This window comes from Serratia sp. AR11, from assembly GCF_056376275.1.
The window spans coordinates 4,760,758-4,776,050 of sequence record NZ_CM150739.1 but is presented as its reverse complement, the minus strand read 5'-3'; the positions used below and the strand labels follow the sequence as shown (position 1 = coordinate 4,776,050).

Below are 15,293 nucleotides of genomic sequence, written 5' to 3'. Positions count from 1 at the left end.
GAACCGATGAGCAGGCAAAAAAAACGGGGTGCGGCAGATGCCGGACCCCGTATTCAGCGCAGTACGGCAATCAATTACGGAATGGATTACCGCTGGTGCGTGCAGGCTGGCTGGTGGTGGCCGCCGGCGCGGAGGCGCGGGTGGCAACCGGTGCTGCAGTTTGTGGCGCAGGGGCGTTGCCGTTATAGCCTTCAGCGTAAGCGTCCTGTGCGGTAGTCGGTGGCGCTACCACGTCTTGCGAAGTAGAAATCGGTTTACCCAATGCGCCATTCAGCATCATCAGATCGTTCTCGTTCAGGGTACCGAGCGCCGACTTGATGTTCAGTTGGTTGATCAGGTAGGTATAACGCGCGCTGGAGAGCTGTTGCTTGGCGTTATACAGCGTACTGGTCGCATCCAGCACGTCGACGATGGTACGGGTACCTACCTGGTAACCGGCCTCGGTCGCATCCAATGAACTCTGAGCAGACACTACCGCTTGTTGATAGGCGTTGATGCTGCTGATCGAGGCATTCACGTTATTGAACGAAGAACGCACGGTCTGCACTACGCTGCGGTGGGCGCTTTCCAGTTGCTCACTGGCGCCAACGAAGTTGTACTGCGCCTGCTGCACCTGTGAGTTGGTCTGGCCGCCGCTGTACAACGGCAAGTTAAAGCTCAGGCCCACTTTGTTCTGACCAATATCAGCGTCGTTGTTCACGTTGCGAGAACCGCTGTAATTAGTATTGCTCACCGCGGTGGATGCGCTGAAATCAACGGTAGGCATATAACCGGTCTGTGCGGAACGGATCTGCTCACGGGCCAGATCCTGGCTCAGGCGAGCGGACAACAGGCTCAGGTTACGGCTTTCGGCTTCTTTCAGCAGATTATTGACTGCATCCGGGCGTTTGGTGTTGAAACGGTCGGTATTCAACGAGGCCAGTTCCGGATAGAAAGTGCCGGTGACCTGGCGCAGTTTTTCCAGCGCGTTGTCCAGGTTGTTACGGGCGGTGACTTCGGCCGCCAGCACGGTATCGTAGGACGAACGGGCGTTTTGCACGTCGGTGATCGCGACCAGGCCCACGTTAAAGCGTTGGGTGGTCTGGTCCAGGGTGCGGTAAACCGCTTGCTTGTTCGCCTGGGTGTAGGACAGCGTATCGATGGCGCTCAGCACGTTAAAATAGGCGGTAGCGGTATCGAGGATCAGTTGCTGTGACGAGGTTTGGAAAGTCACGTCGGAAATGCCGGCGGTTTTTTCCTGCAGCGTCAGCGCACGCCATTTGGACATGTCGAAGATAGTCTGGGTCAACGCCAGGGAGCCACTGGTGGCATCGCTGTTGGCATCTTTGCTGTCACGGTAGCCATTGGTGTAAGTGTAACCGGCGCTCAAACCCAACTGCGGCAGCAACGGGCTGCGTGCTTCGTTGATTTTTTCGAATGCGGCGTCACGGTCAGCGGCGGTTTTGCGCAGATCCGGGTTACTTTCCCTGGCCTGTTTGTAGACCTGCAGCAGGTTCTCTGCCTGGCTCATTGCACTGAAGCCGCCCAGGCTCAGTCCGATAAGAAGGGGGAGCAGTTTCTTCATTTGCATTCCTTGTTGTGCAGCAATATTGCGGAGTTAGCTGACGATAGACGAAATAGTTGCCGATTCTAGCAGAGTCTGTTGTACGCCTAAGGTGGCTGAATGTGCCATCTCGCGTAACTTTTACCTTTCAGGCCGCCTGTTTACATTAGTTCAACTGGTCGCACACGTCACACCTGATATCATGGCTCACAATCTATCATAAAGCCGCGGAAGATTATCCCGCCGTTTCTGTCATCAAAACTGTTTATTTTATCGGCATACTCATGCAGGAGAATTCACTTATGAGCCACTCGCTTCCGTCGCCCGTTACTCTTGATGAAAATGATGTAGAAATTATTGCACGAGAGACGCTTTACCGTGGTTTTTTTTCACTCAATTTATATCGTTTCCGCCACCGCCTGTTCAACGGTGACATGAGCCCAGAAATTAAACGTGAAATTTTTGAGCGTGGGCATGCCGCGGTGTTACTTCCCTATGACCCGGTGCGTGACGAGGTGGTGCTGATTGAACAACTGCGGATCGCCGCGGTCGATACCAGTAACTCACCCTGGCTACTGGAAATGGTGGCGGGTATGATCGAAACCGGCGAGAGCGTTGAAGACGTGTGCCGCCGTGAAGCGCAGGAAGAGGCCGGCGTCGATGTCGGGCGGTGCAAGCCGGTGCTGAGCTACCTGGCCAGCCCCGGTGGTACCAGCGAGCGCCTGTCGATTATGGTGGGCGAAGTGGACGCGACTACCGCAGTTGGCATCCATGGACTGATCGACGAGCATGAAGATATCCGTGTCCATGTGGTCAGCCGCGAACAGGCTTACCGCTGGGTTGAAGAGGGCGCGATTGATAACGCGGCATCAGTGATTGCATTGCAGTGGCTGGCGTTGCACCATGAATCGTTAAGAAAAGAGTGGGCCAATTAATGAAACAGCGCTATACCCCTGATTTCCCCGAAATGATGAGATTGTGCGAAACCAACTTCGCGCAATTGCGCCGCTTGTTGCCGCGCAATGACGAAGTGGGTGAAACGGTGACTTATCAGGTGAGCGGCGCCAGTTATCGTCTGACCATTATTGAATCCACCCGCTATACCTCGCTGGTGCAAATTGAACAGACCGCCCCGGCGGTCAGCTACTGGAGCCTGCCAGCCATGACGGTGAGGCTGTATCATGACGCGATGGTTGCGGAAGTGTGTTCAAGTCAGCAGATCTATCGCTTTAAAGCGCGTTATGATTATCCCAACAAAAAGTTGCATCAACGCGACGAAAAGCATCAAATTAACCAGTTTCTTGCTGATTGGTTGCGCTACTGTTTGGCGCATGGAGCGATGGCGGTTCCGGTTTGTTAAACAGACTGAGATAACAAAGGACACCATTTGGAAAGCCTGTTTAAACCGACCGTGGCAAGTGGGGCCAGGGTCAGGATCCTGCAAATAACAGATACCCACCTTTTTGCCGGCGAGAATGAGACTTTGCTTGGCATTAATACCTATCGCAGCTATCACGCGGTGTTGGACGCTATCCTGGCGCAGCAGCGTGATTTTGATCTGGTCGTCGCCACCGGTGATTTGGCTCAGGATCATTCATTGGCTGCCTACCGGCACTTTGCCGAAGGTATTGCACGACTGCCGGCGCCTTGCGTTTGGCTGCCGGGCAACCATGATTTTCAGCCGGCGATGGTCGACGCCCTGGCCGACGCCGGGATTGCCCCGTCAAAACAGGTACTGGTGGGCGACCACTGGCAGGTGCTGTTGCTCGATAGCCAGGTGTTCGGCGTGCCCTACGGCGAGTTGAGCGACTATCAGCTCGAGTGGATGGAGCGCTGCCTGCAAGCCTATCCCGAGCGCTATACTTTAATGCTGTTGCATCATCATCCGCTGCCTTCCGGCTGCACCTGGCTCGATCAGCACAGCCTGCGCAACCCGCATATGCTGGGTGCGGTGCTGCTGCGTTACCCGAAAGTGAATACCCTGCTGTGCGGGCATATTCACCAGGAGCTGGATCTGGAGTGGCAGGGCAGGCGCCTGCTGGCCTCGCCGTCCACCTGCGTGCAGTTCAAGCCGCACTGCACCAATTTCACCATCGACGAGGTTTCACCCGGCTGGCGCTATATTGATTTACTGCCGGACGGCCGCGTCGAAACGCAGGTTTTCCGCTTGGAAAACGACGATTTCCGCCCCGACATGGATTCGGAAGGGTACTGATGCCTTCGACACTGCTCTATCTGCACGGTTTTAACAGTTCGCCGTTTTCGGCCAAGGCAACGTCTTTCAAGGCGTGGCTGGCCGAACATCATCCGCATATCGAGGTATTAGTGCCGCAGCTGCCGGTTTTCCCGGCGGAGGCTGCCGAGATGATCGAGAACATGGTGATGGAGCGCGCCGGGCAGACGATAGGCCTGGTCGGTTCCTCACTGGGCGGGTACTACGCAACCTGGCTTTCACAGTGTTTTTCACTGCCGGCGGTAGTGGTTAACCCTGCTGTGAAGCCGTTTGAGCTGCTGATTGACTACCTCGGCAAAAACGAGAACCCCTACACCGGCCAGCAATATGTGTTAGAGTCTCGTCACGTTTACGATCTGAAAACGATGCAGATCGATCCCTTGGAGTCACCGGATTTAATCTGGTTGCTGCAACAAACGGGCGATGAAATTCTCGATTATGGGCAAGCGGTGGCCTATTACACTGCGTGCCGTCAGACGGTGGAATCGGGTGGAAACCACGCTTTCGTCGGTTTCGAGCACTACTTCCCCCAGATTGTGGATTTTTTAGGGCTCAACGCTGTCTGAGCAGGCGGTTCCGGTTCCTTCCTTTAACCACGAAAAATTCAACGATGACTCAATCCAGCTATAACGCTGATGCCATTGAAGTACTCAGCGGTCTAGAACCAGTGCGCCGTCGTCCCGGCATGTATACCGACACGACGCGCCCCAATCACCTCGGCCAAGAGGTGATAGATAACAGCGTCGATGAAGCGTTGGCCGGTCACGCCAAGCGCATCGACGTGATTCTGCACGCCGATCAGTCACTGGAAGTGATCGATGACGGCCGCGGTATGCCGGTGGATATCCATCCTGAAGAAGGCGTTCCTGCGGTTGAGTTGATCATGTGTCGTCTGCACGCGGGCGGTAAATTCTCCAATAAAAACTACCAGTTCTCCGGCGGCCTGCACGGCGTGGGGATTTCGGTGGTTAACGCCCTGTCGACCCGGGTGGAAGTCAACGTCAAGCGCGACGGTAATGTCTACAGCATTGCCTTCGAAAACGGCGACAAGGTGCAGGATTTGGCGGTGACCGGCAGCTGCGGCAAACGCAATACCGGCACCAGCATCCACTTCTGGCCTGACGAGAAGTTCTTCGACAGCCCACGTTTCTCGGTTTCGCGTCTCAGCCACCTGCTGAAAGCCAAAGCGGTACTCTGTCCTGGAGTAGAAATCTACTTCATCGACAAGCTGAACAATACCGAGCAACGCTGGTGCTATCAGGACGGCCTGACCGATTACCTGATGGAAGCGGTTAACGGCCTGATTACCCTGCCGGAAGCGGCGTTTGTCGGCAACTTTGCCGGTGACACCGAAGCGGTAGACTGGGCACTGCTGTGGCTGCCGGAAGGCGGTGAACTGCTGACCGAAAGCTACGTGAACCTGATCCCGACCATGCAGGGCGGCACCCACGTTAACGGCCTGCGTCAGGGGTTGCTGGATGCGATGCGCGAGTTCTGCGAATTCCGCAATATTCTGCCGCGCGGCGTGAAGCTTTCCGCTGAGGATATCTGGGACCGTTGCGCCTACGTGCTGTCGGTGAAGATGCAGGATCCGCAGTTCGCCGGGCAGACCAAAGAGCGTCTGTCGTCGCGCCAGTGTGCAGCCTTCGTCTCCGGCGTGGTGAAAGACGCCTTCAGCCTGTGGCTGAACCAGAACATACAGGCGGCGGAACAGCTGGCCGAGCTGGCTATTTCCAGCGCCCAGCGCCGTCTGCGTGCCGCCAAAAAAGTGGTGCGCAAGAAGCTGACCAGCGGTCCGGCGCTGCCGGGTAAACTGGCCGACTGCACCTCGCAGGACCTGAACATGACCGAGTTGTTCCTGGTGGAAGGGGACTCGGCGGGCGGTTCAGCCAAGCAGGCGCGCGATCGCGAATATCAGGCGATCATGCCGCTGAAAGGTAAAATCCTCAATACCTGGGAAGTGTCTTCGGACGAAGTGTTGGCTTCGCAGGAAGTGCACGACATCTCGGTGGCGATCGGTATTGATCCGGACAGCGAAGATCTCAGCCAATTGCGCTATGGCAAAATTTGTATCCTGGCGGATGCGGACTCAGACGGCCTGCACATTGCCACGCTGCTGTGCGCGCTGTTTGTGCGCCACTTCCGTTCGCTGGTGAAGGGTGGCCACGTGTATGTGGCGATGCCGCCTCTGTACCGTATCGACCTCGGCAAAGAGGTGTTCTATGCGCTGGATGAAGAAGAAAAGGCCGGCGTACTGGAACAGTTGAAGCGCAAAAAGGGCAAGCCTAACGTTCAGCGCTTTAAAGGGCTGGGTGAGATGAACCCGCCACAGCTGCGTGAAACCACGCTCGATCCCAATACCCGTCGTCTGGTGCAGTTGACGGTGAGCGATGAGGACGTGGATCAGACGCTGGCGGTGATGGACATGTTGCTGGCCAAGAAGCGTTCGGAAGATCGCCGCAACTGGCTGCAGGACAAAGGCGATATGGCCGAGCTGTCTGCCTGACAGACCAGGCGAAAGACTGACTGACCCGGCTTCCCCGCCGGGTCTTCTTCCCGCAGGGGGACCGCGTGCGGCACCCGACCACACTGGGCGGAATCCATGAAAATCACCCTCGAAGAGTTACTGGCGTTTACCACCGTTGTTGATAGCGGTTCCATTACTGCCGCCGCCGAACAACTTGGCCAGACCACCTCCGGCATCAGCCGTGCCCTCAGTCGGTTGGAAAAAAAGCTCGATACGACCCTGATGCGCCGCACCACGCGCCGCTTGGAGCTGACCGAAGAAGGCCAAAGTTTTCTCGGCCATGCGCGTGAAATTATCAACTCGGTGGAGAATGCTGAAGAGCAGATGGCGCTACGCAGGCTGATCCCGGCCGGCAGGTTGCGGGTCAATGCCGCCGCCCCCTTTATGGAACACGTGATTGTGCCGCTGGTGGCGGGCTTTCGCCAAAGCTACCCGCAAATTGAGCTGGAACTGAATACCGACAACCTGATCATCGATCTGCTGGAGAAACGTACCGATATTGCCATTCGCATCGGCGCGCTGCGAGATTCGACCATTCATGCACGCCTGCTGGGTGCCAGCCGTTTACGTATTCTCGCCAGCCCGGATTACCTCGCACGTTACGGTACACCGGCCAGCGTCGAAGCGCTGCGAGATCACAGCCTGCTGGGCTTCACCCAACCGGAGTCACTCAATCTGTGGCCGCTGCGTTATCAGCAGGCGCAGCACTTTGCTATCACGCCGACTATTTCGGCATCCAGCGGCGAAACCTTGCGACAGCTGGCGTTGCGGGGTGAAGGAATTGTGCAACTGGCTGATTTTATGACCCGTGACGATCAGCGTAGCGGGCGGTTGGTGCCGTTGCTGGAGCAGGAGACGTTGGATGTGCGCCAGCCGATTAATGCGGTCTATTACCGCAATACCCAACTGGCGGCGCGTATTACCTGTTTCCTGGACTACGTCAGCGCGCATATTGATGCGCAGATGCTTTAGAGATCGACAGGCATTACAGTGCGTTACCCAATACGTGAATGGTCACGCCCAGTACGCTGTCCTTGATGGTGTCACGATGCCGATGCATGTGAGCGATATCCAGATGTTTTTCCAGGTGCGCCTGGCTGGCCCATTTTTCCAGCATAAACACCGAGTCCGGCGACAGTTTTTGCCATGGCGCCTGGGTGTGGCTGTCGATCATCGGCGTATATTCGCTACAGCCGTCTTCTGCCAGCACCAGCGGGATCAGTTTCTCAATCGCCTTCAGGACCGTTTCACGGTGGCCCGGTTTGGTTTTGATTTCTGCAATTACGGTGATCATCACTACCTCATTGATTGACGTGCATAGTGCCAGTTAAGCAAAAATTTCGGCCAGATGCTCGCGATAACGTGCGATGTCGCTGTCGATATCCGGTTGTTTAATCACGTCATTACAGATAAAGGTCGGCAGCGCTTCCATGCCCAGGAACTCATTGGCCTTGTGGAAGTGCAGATACACGCCGTCAACGCCGACGCCGTGGAAGAACTGTTCCGGGTCGGTAAAGGCTTCCAGCGGGGCGTTCCAGGTCAGGCTCAGCATGTACTTTTTGCCCTGGATCAGGCCACCGGAACCGTATTTCTTACCGGCGTCCGAGCGGGTGCGACCATCGCTGGCATACAGGCTGCCGTGCCCGGCGGTGAACACTTCATCGATGTATTTTTTCAGGATCCACGGCTCGCCCATCCACCAGCCTGGCATCTGATAAATCACCACGTCGGCCCACAGATATTTTTGCACTTCGGCTTCGATGTCGTAACCGTCATCGACCACGGTAACCTGCACCTGGTGTTGTACATCGCGCAGATAGGTTTCCGCCACGTCGCTCATGGTTTGGTTGAGTTCGCCGTTGGAATGGCCGAACTGTTTTTTAGCATTGATAATCAGGATATTGCTCATCTTTCGCGGCACCTGTCAGAGTTAAAGTCTATGATGCCCTCCGCGCCAGGGGGCGGAAAACATTTCGCTGACAGGAAGTGTAATGCTTGGCAATGTAAGTAAAAATGGGATCCAGCGCACAACAGTGTTGACTGTGAGTCAATAAATGCGCCGTGGGATAGCGAAATTTTGCATAAAATCGGCCGATGAACCCGCGACACCGGACGATTGCTGCGCCATCTGTGACAGCCACCCCGCTGATGAGTTACTATCGCGGACAGAATCAACCCTTTGTCGTCCAGGGATTGCCAAGCCACGGTCTGAGGATAATTGAGTAATGAGTGATCTGACTCATGACGGTGTAGAGCGTTTACCGCTGCACACATTCACTGAAAACGCCTATCTGAACTATTCCATGTACGTCATCATGGATCGGGCGTTGCCGTACATTGGTGACGGTTTGAAGCCGGTACAACGCCGCATCATCTACGCCATGTCTGAGCTGGGGCTGAATAACAGCGCCAAATTCAAAAAATCTGCCCGTACCGTGGGTGACGTGCTGGGTAAATATCATCCGCACGGCGACAGTGCCTGCTATGAAGCCATGGTGTTGATGGCGCAGCCATTCTCTTATCGCTATCCGCTGGTAGACGGCCAGGGGAACTGGGGGGCGCCGGATGACCCGAAATCCTTCGCCGCGATGCGTTATACCGAATCCCGCCTGTCCAAATATGCGGAAGTGCTGCTGGCCGAATTGGGCCAGGGCACGGTTGACTGGGTGCCGAACTTTGACGGCACCATGCAGGAGCCGAAGATGTTGCCGGCCCGCCTGCCCAACATCCTGCTGAACGGTACCACCGGTATTGCCGTGGGTATGGCGACCGATATTCCACCCCACAACGTGCGTGAAGTGGCCGCCGCTGCGGTGGCGTTGATCGACAAGCCTGGCGCTTCGCTGGAAGAGTTACTCGAGTTCGTACAGGGCCCGGATTACCCGACCGAAGCCGAGATCATTACCCCGCGTGAAGAAATCCGCAAAATTTATCAGAACGGTCGTGGCTCGGTCCGCATGCGCGCCGTCTGGAGTAAAGAAGACGGCAGCGCGGTGATCACCGCCTTGCCGCACCAGGTTTCCGGTGCCAAGGTGCTGGAGCAGATTGCCAGCCAGATGCGTGCCAAAAAGCTGCCGATGGTCGAAGATCTGCGCGATGAATCCGATCACGAGAACCCAACGCGGCTGGTGATTGTGCCACGCTCGAATCGAATCGATCTCGATCAGGTGATGAATCACCTGTTTGCCACGACCGATCTGGAACGCAGCTACCGCATCAACATGAACATGATTGGTCTGGACAACCGCCCGCAGGTGAAAGGGCTGGTGGAAATCCTCACCGAGTGGTTGGCATTCCGCCGCGATACGGTGCGTCGCCGCCTGAACTACCGTCTGGAAAAAGTACTGAAACGCCTGCACATCCTGGAAGGTTTGCTGGTGGCGTTCCTCAATATTGATGAAGTGATCCACATCATCCGTAGCGAGGACGAACCCAAGCCGGTACTGATGCAGCGCTTTGGTATTTCTGATACCCAGGCCGAAGCGATCCTCGAACTGAAACTGCGCCATTTGGCGAAGCTGGAAGAGTTCAAGATCCGCGGTGAGCAGGATGAGTTAGCCAAAGAGCGCGATCAATTGCAGGCGTTGCTGGCCTCCGAGCGCAAGCTGAACACCCTGATCAAAAAAGAGATCCAGGCCGATGCACAGGCCTACGGCGACGATCGCCGCTCGCCGATTACCGAGCGTGCAGAAGCCAAGGCGATGAGCGAGCACGACTTTGTGCCTTCGGAGCCGGTGACTATCGTGCTGTCTGAAATGGGCTGGGTGCGCAGCGCCAAGGGCCACGATATCGATCCAAGTGGCCTGAGCTACAAGGCCGGTGACAGCTTCCGCAGTGCGGCACGCGGCAAGACCAACCAGCCGGTGGTGTTTATCGACTCCACCGGGCGCAGCTACGCGCTGGATCCGCTGACGCTGCCTTCGGCGCGTGGGCAGGGCGAGCCGTTGACCGGCAAGCTGACGCCACCGCCGGGCGCGACCATTGAACAGGTGCTGATGGCTGCGGACGACCAGAAGTTGCTGATGGCTTCCGATGCCGGTTATGGCTTTGTCTGTACCTTCAACGATCTGGTGGCGCGTAACCGTGCCGGTAAGGTGATGATTACTCTGCCGGATAACGCCAAAGCGCTGGCGCCGATGGAAATCCACGGTGAAGATGACATGCTGCTGTCGATCACTGCTGCCGGGCGCATGTTGTTCTTCCCGGTTGCCGACCTGCCGCAACTGTCGAAGGGCAAGGGTAACAAGATTGTCTCCATCCCGTCGGCACAGGCCGCATCCGGTGAAGACAAGCTGGCATGGCTGTTCGTGCTGCCGCCGCAAACCTCTGTGACCCTGCACGTGGGTAAACGCAAGCTGACGCTGCGTCCGGAAGATTTGCAGAAGTTCCGTGCGGAACGTGGCCGTAAAGGCACCTCACTGCCACGTGGCCTGCAGCGAATCGATCGCGTAGAGGTTGATGCCCCGGCACGTGCGCCTGGCGGTGACAGCGAAGAATAAGCCTGTGAAGGCTGGATAACCCCACGGGCGCAGCATGCTGCGCCCGCTTTATTTCCCATCACCGGTAATTATTTTCAAATAGTTAACATTTCCCGGCATAAAATTATTGTGCGTTTCGTCGGCTGGCGGGAAAATAGCAAAAAAAAGGCAGGGCAGGTTTTCGAACCCTGCAAGCAAAGAATGAGTAAAGGGATCTGCGCAGCGTTTCAGGCTGCGCCGGCAGTGTGCTAATGAGGTTGTTATGTTATTAATTTTACGTGCCGTGCTCGCCACTCTGTATTGTCTTCTGGTGTGCATTTTCGGTTCTATTTACTGTTTGGTATTCCGCCCCCGCGATCCCCGCCATGTGGCGACGTTCGGTCATTTGTTTGGTCGCCTGTCCGGGTTATTTGGTCTGAAAGTGGAAGTCCGGGTGCCGGCCGATGCGGCCAAAAACGGCAACTGCATTTATATTGCCAACCACCAGAATAACTACGATATGGTGACGGCCGCCAAAGCGGTGCAGCCGCGCACCGTGACCGTGGGTAAAAAAAGCCTGCTGTGGGTTCCGTTCTTCGGCCCGCTGTATTGGGTGACCGGTAACTTGCTGATTGACCGGGATAATCGCGCCAAGGCGCACGGCACCATTGCCCAGGTGGCTGAACAGTTTAAAAAACGTGATATTTCGGTCTGGATGTTTCCAGAAGGTACGCGCAGCCGCGGGCGTGGGTTGATGCCGTTTAAAACCGGTGCATTTCACGCGGCAATCGCTGCCGGGGTGCCGATTGTGCCGATCTGCGTTTCCACCACCAGCGGTAAAATTAATCTTAACCGTTGGGATAACGGTCATGCGATCGTAGAAGTGATGGAACCGATCGATATCAGTAATTACGGTAGAGAAAATGTGCGTGAGCTGGCAGCCCATTGCCATGAGCTGATGCTGGCCAAAATTGCCGAACTGGACGCAGAAGTTGCCCAGCGCAATGCAGCCGGAAAATAATATTCCTACCGGCTTCAAAGAATGAACTTTTAAACGGCGTAAAACGCCGTTAACGCCTGGGCTCCTGCTAATCTGATTAACAGGAGCCCGGTCTTTACACACGGTTTAGTCATTGCTTTTCATGGAGAAAATATGTCACTCAGTCGACGTCAGTTTATTCAGGCATCGGGCTTGGCGCTGTGCGCAGGAGCCGTGCCGCTGAGGGCTGAGGCGAGCGGAATGCAGACCCCATTACCTATTCCCCCGCTGCTGGAGTCCCGCCGCGGCCAGCCGCTGTTTTTAACCTTGCAGCGCGCCCATTGGGCATTTATGGATAACCGCAAGACGTCGGTGTGGGGCATTAACGGCATGTACCTTGGGCCGACGGTACGGGTTTACAACGGTGATGACGTCAAGCTGATCTACAGCAACCGCCTGCCGGAACCAGTGGCGATGACCATCAGCGGTCTGCAGGTGCCGGGAACCTTGATGGGTGGCGCACCGCGCATGATGTCTCCTAACGTTGACTGGTCGCCGGTGCTGCCAATCCGTCAGAGTGCCGCCACCTGCTGGTATCACGCCAGCACGCCCAACCGCATGGCACCGCATGTTTACAACGGCCTGGCCGGGCTGTGGCTGGTCGAAGATGAAGTCAGCAAGGCATTGCCGCTGCCCAACCACTATGGCGTCGATGATTTCCCGTTGATCATTCAGGACAAGCGACTGGATAACTTCGGCACACCGGAATACGCTCCCCCGTCGCAGGGCGGCTTTATCGGCGATACGCTGTTGGTTAACGGCGTGCAAAATCCTTACGTCGAAGTGTCACGCGGTTGGGTGCGCCTGCGTCTGCTCAATGCCTCCAACTCACGTCGCTACATGCTGCAACTGAGTGACGGTCGGCCGTTAAATGTGATCGCCAGCGATCAGGGTTTCCTGCCGGCTCCGGTAGCGGTACAGCAGCTGTCACTGGCTCCGGGTGAGCGCCGTGAAGTACTGATCGATATGTCAAAAGGCGATGAAGTGACGATCAGCGCCGGTGAGGCTGCGGGCATTATGGATCGCCTGCGTGGCCTGATTGAGCCTTCGAGCATCCTGGTTTCTACCCAGGTTCTGACGCTGAAACCGACAGGGTTGTTGCCGCTGGTGACCGATAACCTGCCGATGCGCCTGCTGGCGGATGAACTGCTGGACGGCAGCGTCAGCCGCACCCGTGAGTTCCGTCTGGGCGATAGCCAGGCCGGGATCAACGGGGCTATCTGGGACATGAACCGTATCGATGTGCAAACCCAGCAGGGCAGTTGGGAACGCTGGAATATCCATGCGGATACGCCGCAGGCGTTCCATATTCAGGGCGTACGTTTCCTGGTGAAACGGGTCAACGGTGCGCAGCCGATGGCGGAAGATCGCGGCTGGAAGGACACGGTATGGGTCGACGGCGACGTCGAGCTGCTGGTTTACTTCAACCAGTCCACTTCGGAACATTTCCCGTTCCTGTTCTACAGCCAGACGCTGGAGATGGCGGATCGCGGCAGCGCAGGCCAGTTTATGGTGCAGCCGGCGCTTTAAGCTCGTTGCATAGACTTGTTCTGGGGAGCTGTACGCAGCATCTCCAGAAACGCCTGCACCACCGGCGTTGCGCTGTCGGCATGATAAATAGCGTAAAGATCCGCTGACGGCGCCTGCTGCAGCGGGCAAAAACGCACGCCGGGCCAGGGAATACGGCCGTAACTGTCCGGCAGCAGCGTGATGCCATAGCCTTCGGCCACCAGTGCCATCAGCGTTTGCGGCTCGTTGACCTGATAGGCGATATCCGGCTTGAAACCCTGCTGCAGACACAAATTGTGCAGATAGAGACCCAAACTGGCTTCGTGCGACGGCAGTACAATGAATTTTTCATGTCGCAGCGCGGCGAGCGGCAGGCTTTCCGCCTGAGCCAGTGGGTGGTCCTGCGGTAGCACCAGCGCAATATTCTCCCGTGCCAGCAGCTGACTCGCCAGTCCCGGCAATATCTGCTCCTTTGCCTCGCGCCAGACACCAATATCGATATGACGCTTTTGCAGCGCAGTAATCTGCTGGCTGGGTGTCAGTTCGTTTAACGCCCAGGTGACGTTGGCCGTTTGCCCGGCAAAGCGTTTCAACGCCGGGATTAGCCCACCCCAAACCGAAGTGCCGACCATGCCGATCACCATATGCCCGGCCTCGCCACGCCCCAACTGCTGCACCTGATTGAGCGCATGCCCGGCCTGATCGAGCAGCATTTCTACATTGTGAAACAGCGTGCGACCAGCCAGCGTCAATGCCATCGATCGGGTGGTGCGCTTGAAAAGCTCCACGCCCAGTTGGCTCTCCAGCTCTTTAATATGTTTGCTCAGCGGCGGCTGTGAAATATTCAGTCGCAATGCCGCCTGAGTGAAGTTCATCTCCTCCGCCACCACGCGGAAGTAGTGAAGCAGGCGGAAGTTAATCCTGCTGGGATCGGGCAGTTGTTGGGGCTGTTTGATGCTGATGATCGCCTCCTGGGGCTACCGATTTATAGGTAAATGGAATAAATCGGCCGCCAATAATGTATTGGTCGCCGCTGCACCTCGCTCTCTACTATGGGGATAACCTCCCCCCTCATAGAAGAGAATACAATGTTTAATCAAGAAGATGCTTTTTCCTGTGCTGAAGTGATCCGCGCCAGACTGCCGGACTTCCAGCCGCGCGCTGCTTTGATACTGGGCTCCGGGCTGGGTGCGCTGGCGGAGGTGATGACCGACACCCTGACCATCGACTACGCAGAGCTGCCGGGCTTCCCGGTCAGTGGCGTGGCAGGCCATGCCGGGCAACTGGTTGCCGGCTGGCTGGAGGGCGTGCCGGTACTGTGCATGAAAGGGCGTGGCCACTACTACGAAGGGCGCGGCATGCAGGTGATGACCACCGCCGTGCGCACCTTCAAACTGTTGGGCTGTGAGTTCCTGCTGGCCACCAATGCTGCCGGCTCGCTGCGTCAGTCGGTGGCACCGGGCAGCCTGGTGGCACTCACCGATCACATCAATTTTATGCCCGAGTCGCCGCTGGTTGGCGATAACGACGAGCGTTTTGGCCCGCGTTTCTTCAGCCTGGCCAACGCCTACGATCGTGAGCTGCGCGGCCAGTTGGCACAGGTGGCGCAAAGCGTGGGCATTCCGCTGGCCGAAGGGGTATTTGCCGCTTACACCGGGCCAAACTTCGAAACGCCGGCGGAAATTCGCATGATGCAAACCTTGGGCTGTGACGTAGTCGGTATGTCGATCGTACCGGAAGTGCTCTCGGCGCGTCATTGTGGACTGAAGGTGTTGGTGGTGTCTGCGATGACCAACTACGCCGAAGGGCTGTCCGATACGCCGCTCTCTCATGAACAAACGTTGAGCTGTGCGGCACTGGCGGCAGAGGACTTTATGCGCCTGATCCGTGAGTTCTTCAAAACGCTGTAATGCTGTAAAACCCCTCGCGGCAGGAGGCAGGGACCCTGTCGCGCGAATCATCGTTTTAATCAGAATAATAAGGTG

At 56.7% G+C, this 15,293-nt stretch carries 14 protein-coding genes; 10 read left to right on the top strand and 4 right to left on the bottom strand.

Translation table 11 applies throughout. From position 1 onward, the window contains the following. Window positions 1-70 precede the first annotated feature (70 nt). Window positions 71-1,564 carry an outer membrane channel protein TolC gene (gene tolC / locus ACSOSI_RS22525; protein WP_012146967.1) on the bottom strand — a complete coding sequence of 498 codons (1,494 nt, stop codon included), beginning with the start codon at window positions 1,562-1,564 and terminating at the stop codon, window positions 71-73. A gap of 281 nt (window positions 1,565-1,845) precedes the next feature. On the opposite strand from tolC, the gene nudF reads away from it, so the two are divergent. From nudF to ACSOSI_RS22495, 6 genes are all read left to right on the top strand, one after another. Beyond that, complete coding sequence (gene nudF, locus ACSOSI_RS22520; RefSeq protein ID WP_261132903.1) at window positions 1,846-2,478, top strand: ADP-ribose diphosphatase; 633 nt, start codon at window positions 1,846-1,848, stop codon at window positions 2,476-2,478. Beyond that, a complete protein-coding gene (locus tag ACSOSI_RS22515; RefSeq protein ID WP_012146965.1) occupies window positions 2,478-2,903 on the top strand; it encodes a DUF1249 family protein in 426 nt (141 codons plus the stop codon). Before nudF ends, ACSOSI_RS22515 begins: the two co-directional genes overlap by 1 nt. Window positions 2,904-2,930: 27 nt before the next feature. Next, window positions 2,931-3,758, top strand: a complete 828-nt coding sequence (cpdA, locus tag ACSOSI_RS22510) for a 3',5'-cyclic-AMP phosphodiesterase (protein ID WP_012146964.1) — start codon at window positions 2,931-2,933, stop codon at window positions 3,756-3,758. Then, window positions 3,758-4,342: an esterase YqiA gene (yqiA, locus tag ACSOSI_RS22505; RefSeq protein ID WP_012146963.1), complete on the top strand. Its 585-nt coding sequence runs from the start codon at window positions 3,758-3,760 to the stop codon at window positions 4,340-4,342. The genes cpdA and yqiA overlap by 1 nt, the downstream gene beginning before the upstream one ends. 44 nt (window positions 4,343-4,386) lie before the next feature. After that, window positions 4,387-6,282: a DNA topoisomerase IV subunit B gene (gene parE / locus ACSOSI_RS22500; protein WP_218216693.1), complete on the top strand. Its 1,896-nt coding sequence runs from the start codon at window positions 4,387-4,389 to the stop codon at window positions 6,280-6,282. A 96-nt stretch (window positions 6,283-6,378) separates the two neighbouring features. Continuing rightward, the gene (locus ACSOSI_RS22495) at window positions 6,379-7,275 is read left to right on the top strand and encodes a LysR substrate-binding domain-containing protein (RefSeq protein ID WP_112364137.1); all 897 of its coding nucleotides are present in this window, start codon (window positions 6,379-6,381) and stop codon (window positions 7,273-7,275) included. Between the two features lie 13 nt (window positions 7,276-7,288). Here the strand turns inward: ACSOSI_RS22495 and ACSOSI_RS22490 are convergent, their stop codons facing one another. Both ACSOSI_RS22490 and ACSOSI_RS22485 read right to left on the bottom strand, forming a co-directional pair. Next, window positions 7,289-7,597, bottom strand: a complete 309-nt coding sequence (locus tag ACSOSI_RS22490; protein ID WP_012146960.1) for a putative quinol monooxygenase — start codon at window positions 7,595-7,597, stop codon at window positions 7,289-7,291. 33 nt (window positions 7,598-7,630) lie between these two features. Then, window positions 7,631-8,212 carry an NAD(P)H-dependent oxidoreductase gene (locus ACSOSI_RS22485; protein ID WP_261092670.1) on the bottom strand — a complete coding sequence of 194 codons (582 nt, stop codon included), beginning with the start codon at window positions 8,210-8,212 and terminating at the stop codon, window positions 7,631-7,633. A gap of 316 nt (window positions 8,213-8,528) precedes the next feature. Between ACSOSI_RS22485 and parC the strand changes: the two genes are divergently transcribed. The 3 genes from parC to ftsP all read left to right on the top strand — a co-directional run bounded on the left by parC (window position 8,529) and on the right by ftsP (window position 13,329). After that, window positions 8,529-10,802, top strand: coding sequence for a DNA topoisomerase IV subunit A (parC, locus tag ACSOSI_RS22480; protein ID WP_012146958.1), 2,274 nt, complete (start codon window positions 8,529-8,531; stop codon window positions 10,800-10,802). 241 nt (window positions 10,803-11,043) lie between these two features. Continuing rightward, window positions 11,044-11,781 (top strand): 1-acylglycerol-3-phosphate O-acyltransferase, encoded by a 738-nt coding sequence (locus ACSOSI_RS22475; RefSeq protein ID WP_012146957.1) that lies wholly within the window; start codon window positions 11,044-11,046, stop codon window positions 11,779-11,781. Window positions 11,782-11,913: 132 nt separating this feature from the next. Continuing rightward, window positions 11,914-13,329, top strand: coding sequence for a cell division protein FtsP (gene ftsP, locus ACSOSI_RS22470; protein WP_112364139.1), 1,416 nt, complete (start codon window positions 11,914-11,916; stop codon window positions 13,327-13,329). Here ftsP and ACSOSI_RS22465 read toward each other — a convergent pair. Continuing rightward, window positions 13,326-14,264: a LysR family transcriptional regulator gene (locus ACSOSI_RS22465; protein ID WP_476707295.1), complete on the bottom strand. Its 939-nt coding sequence runs from the start codon at window positions 14,262-14,264 to the stop codon at window positions 13,326-13,328. The two genes, ftsP and ACSOSI_RS22465, sit on opposite strands and share 4 nt — an antisense overlap. A gap of 132 nt (window positions 14,265-14,396) precedes the next feature. Between ACSOSI_RS22465 and xapA the strand changes: the two genes are divergently transcribed. Then, complete coding sequence (gene xapA, locus ACSOSI_RS22460) at window positions 14,397-15,218, top strand: xanthosine phosphorylase (RefSeq protein WP_476706200.1); 822 nt, start codon at window positions 14,397-14,399, stop codon at window positions 15,216-15,218. Window positions 15,219-15,293: the final 75 nt, after the last annotated feature.

Excerpts from the sequence above, each read along its gene's own strand:
- tolC (WP_012146967.1), bottom strand. The coding sequence starts at position 1,564 with ATGAAGAAACTGCTCCCCCTTCTTATCGGACTGAGCCTGGGCGGCTTC.
- nudF (WP_261132903.1), top strand. The coding sequence starts at position 1,846 with ATGAGCCACTCGCTTCCGTCGCCCGTTACTCTTGATGAAAATGATGTA.
- ACSOSI_RS22515 (WP_012146965.1), top strand. The coding sequence starts at position 2,478 with ATGAAACAGCGCTATACCCCTGATTTCCCCGAAATGATGAGATTGTGC.
- yqiA (WP_012146963.1), top strand. The coding sequence starts at position 3,758 with ATGCCTTCGACACTGCTCTATCTGCACGGTTTTAACAGTTCGCCGTTT.
- parE (WP_218216693.1), top strand. The coding sequence starts at position 4,387 with ATGACTCAATCCAGCTATAACGCTGATGCCATTGAAGTACTCAGCGGT.
- ACSOSI_RS22495 (WP_112364137.1), top strand. The coding sequence starts at position 6,379 with ATGAAAATCACCCTCGAAGAGTTACTGGCGTTTACCACCGTTGTTGAT.
- ACSOSI_RS22490 (WP_012146960.1), bottom strand. The coding sequence starts at position 7,597 with ATGATCACCGTAATTGCAGAAATCAAAACCAAACCGGGCCACCGTGAA.
- ACSOSI_RS22485 (WP_261092670.1), bottom strand. The coding sequence starts at position 8,212 with ATGAGCAATATCCTGATTATCAATGCTAAAAAACAGTTCGGCCATTCC.
- parC (WP_012146958.1), top strand. The coding sequence starts at position 8,529 with ATGAGTGATCTGACTCATGACGGTGTAGAGCGTTTACCGCTGCACACA.
- ACSOSI_RS22475 (WP_012146957.1), top strand. The coding sequence starts at position 11,044 with ATGTTATTAATTTTACGTGCCGTGCTCGCCACTCTGTATTGTCTTCTG.
- ftsP (WP_112364139.1), top strand. The coding sequence starts at position 11,914 with ATGTCACTCAGTCGACGTCAGTTTATTCAGGCATCGGGCTTGGCGCTG.
- xapA (WP_476706200.1), top strand. The coding sequence starts at position 14,397 with ATGTTTAATCAAGAAGATGCTTTTTCCTGTGCTGAAGTGATCCGCGCC.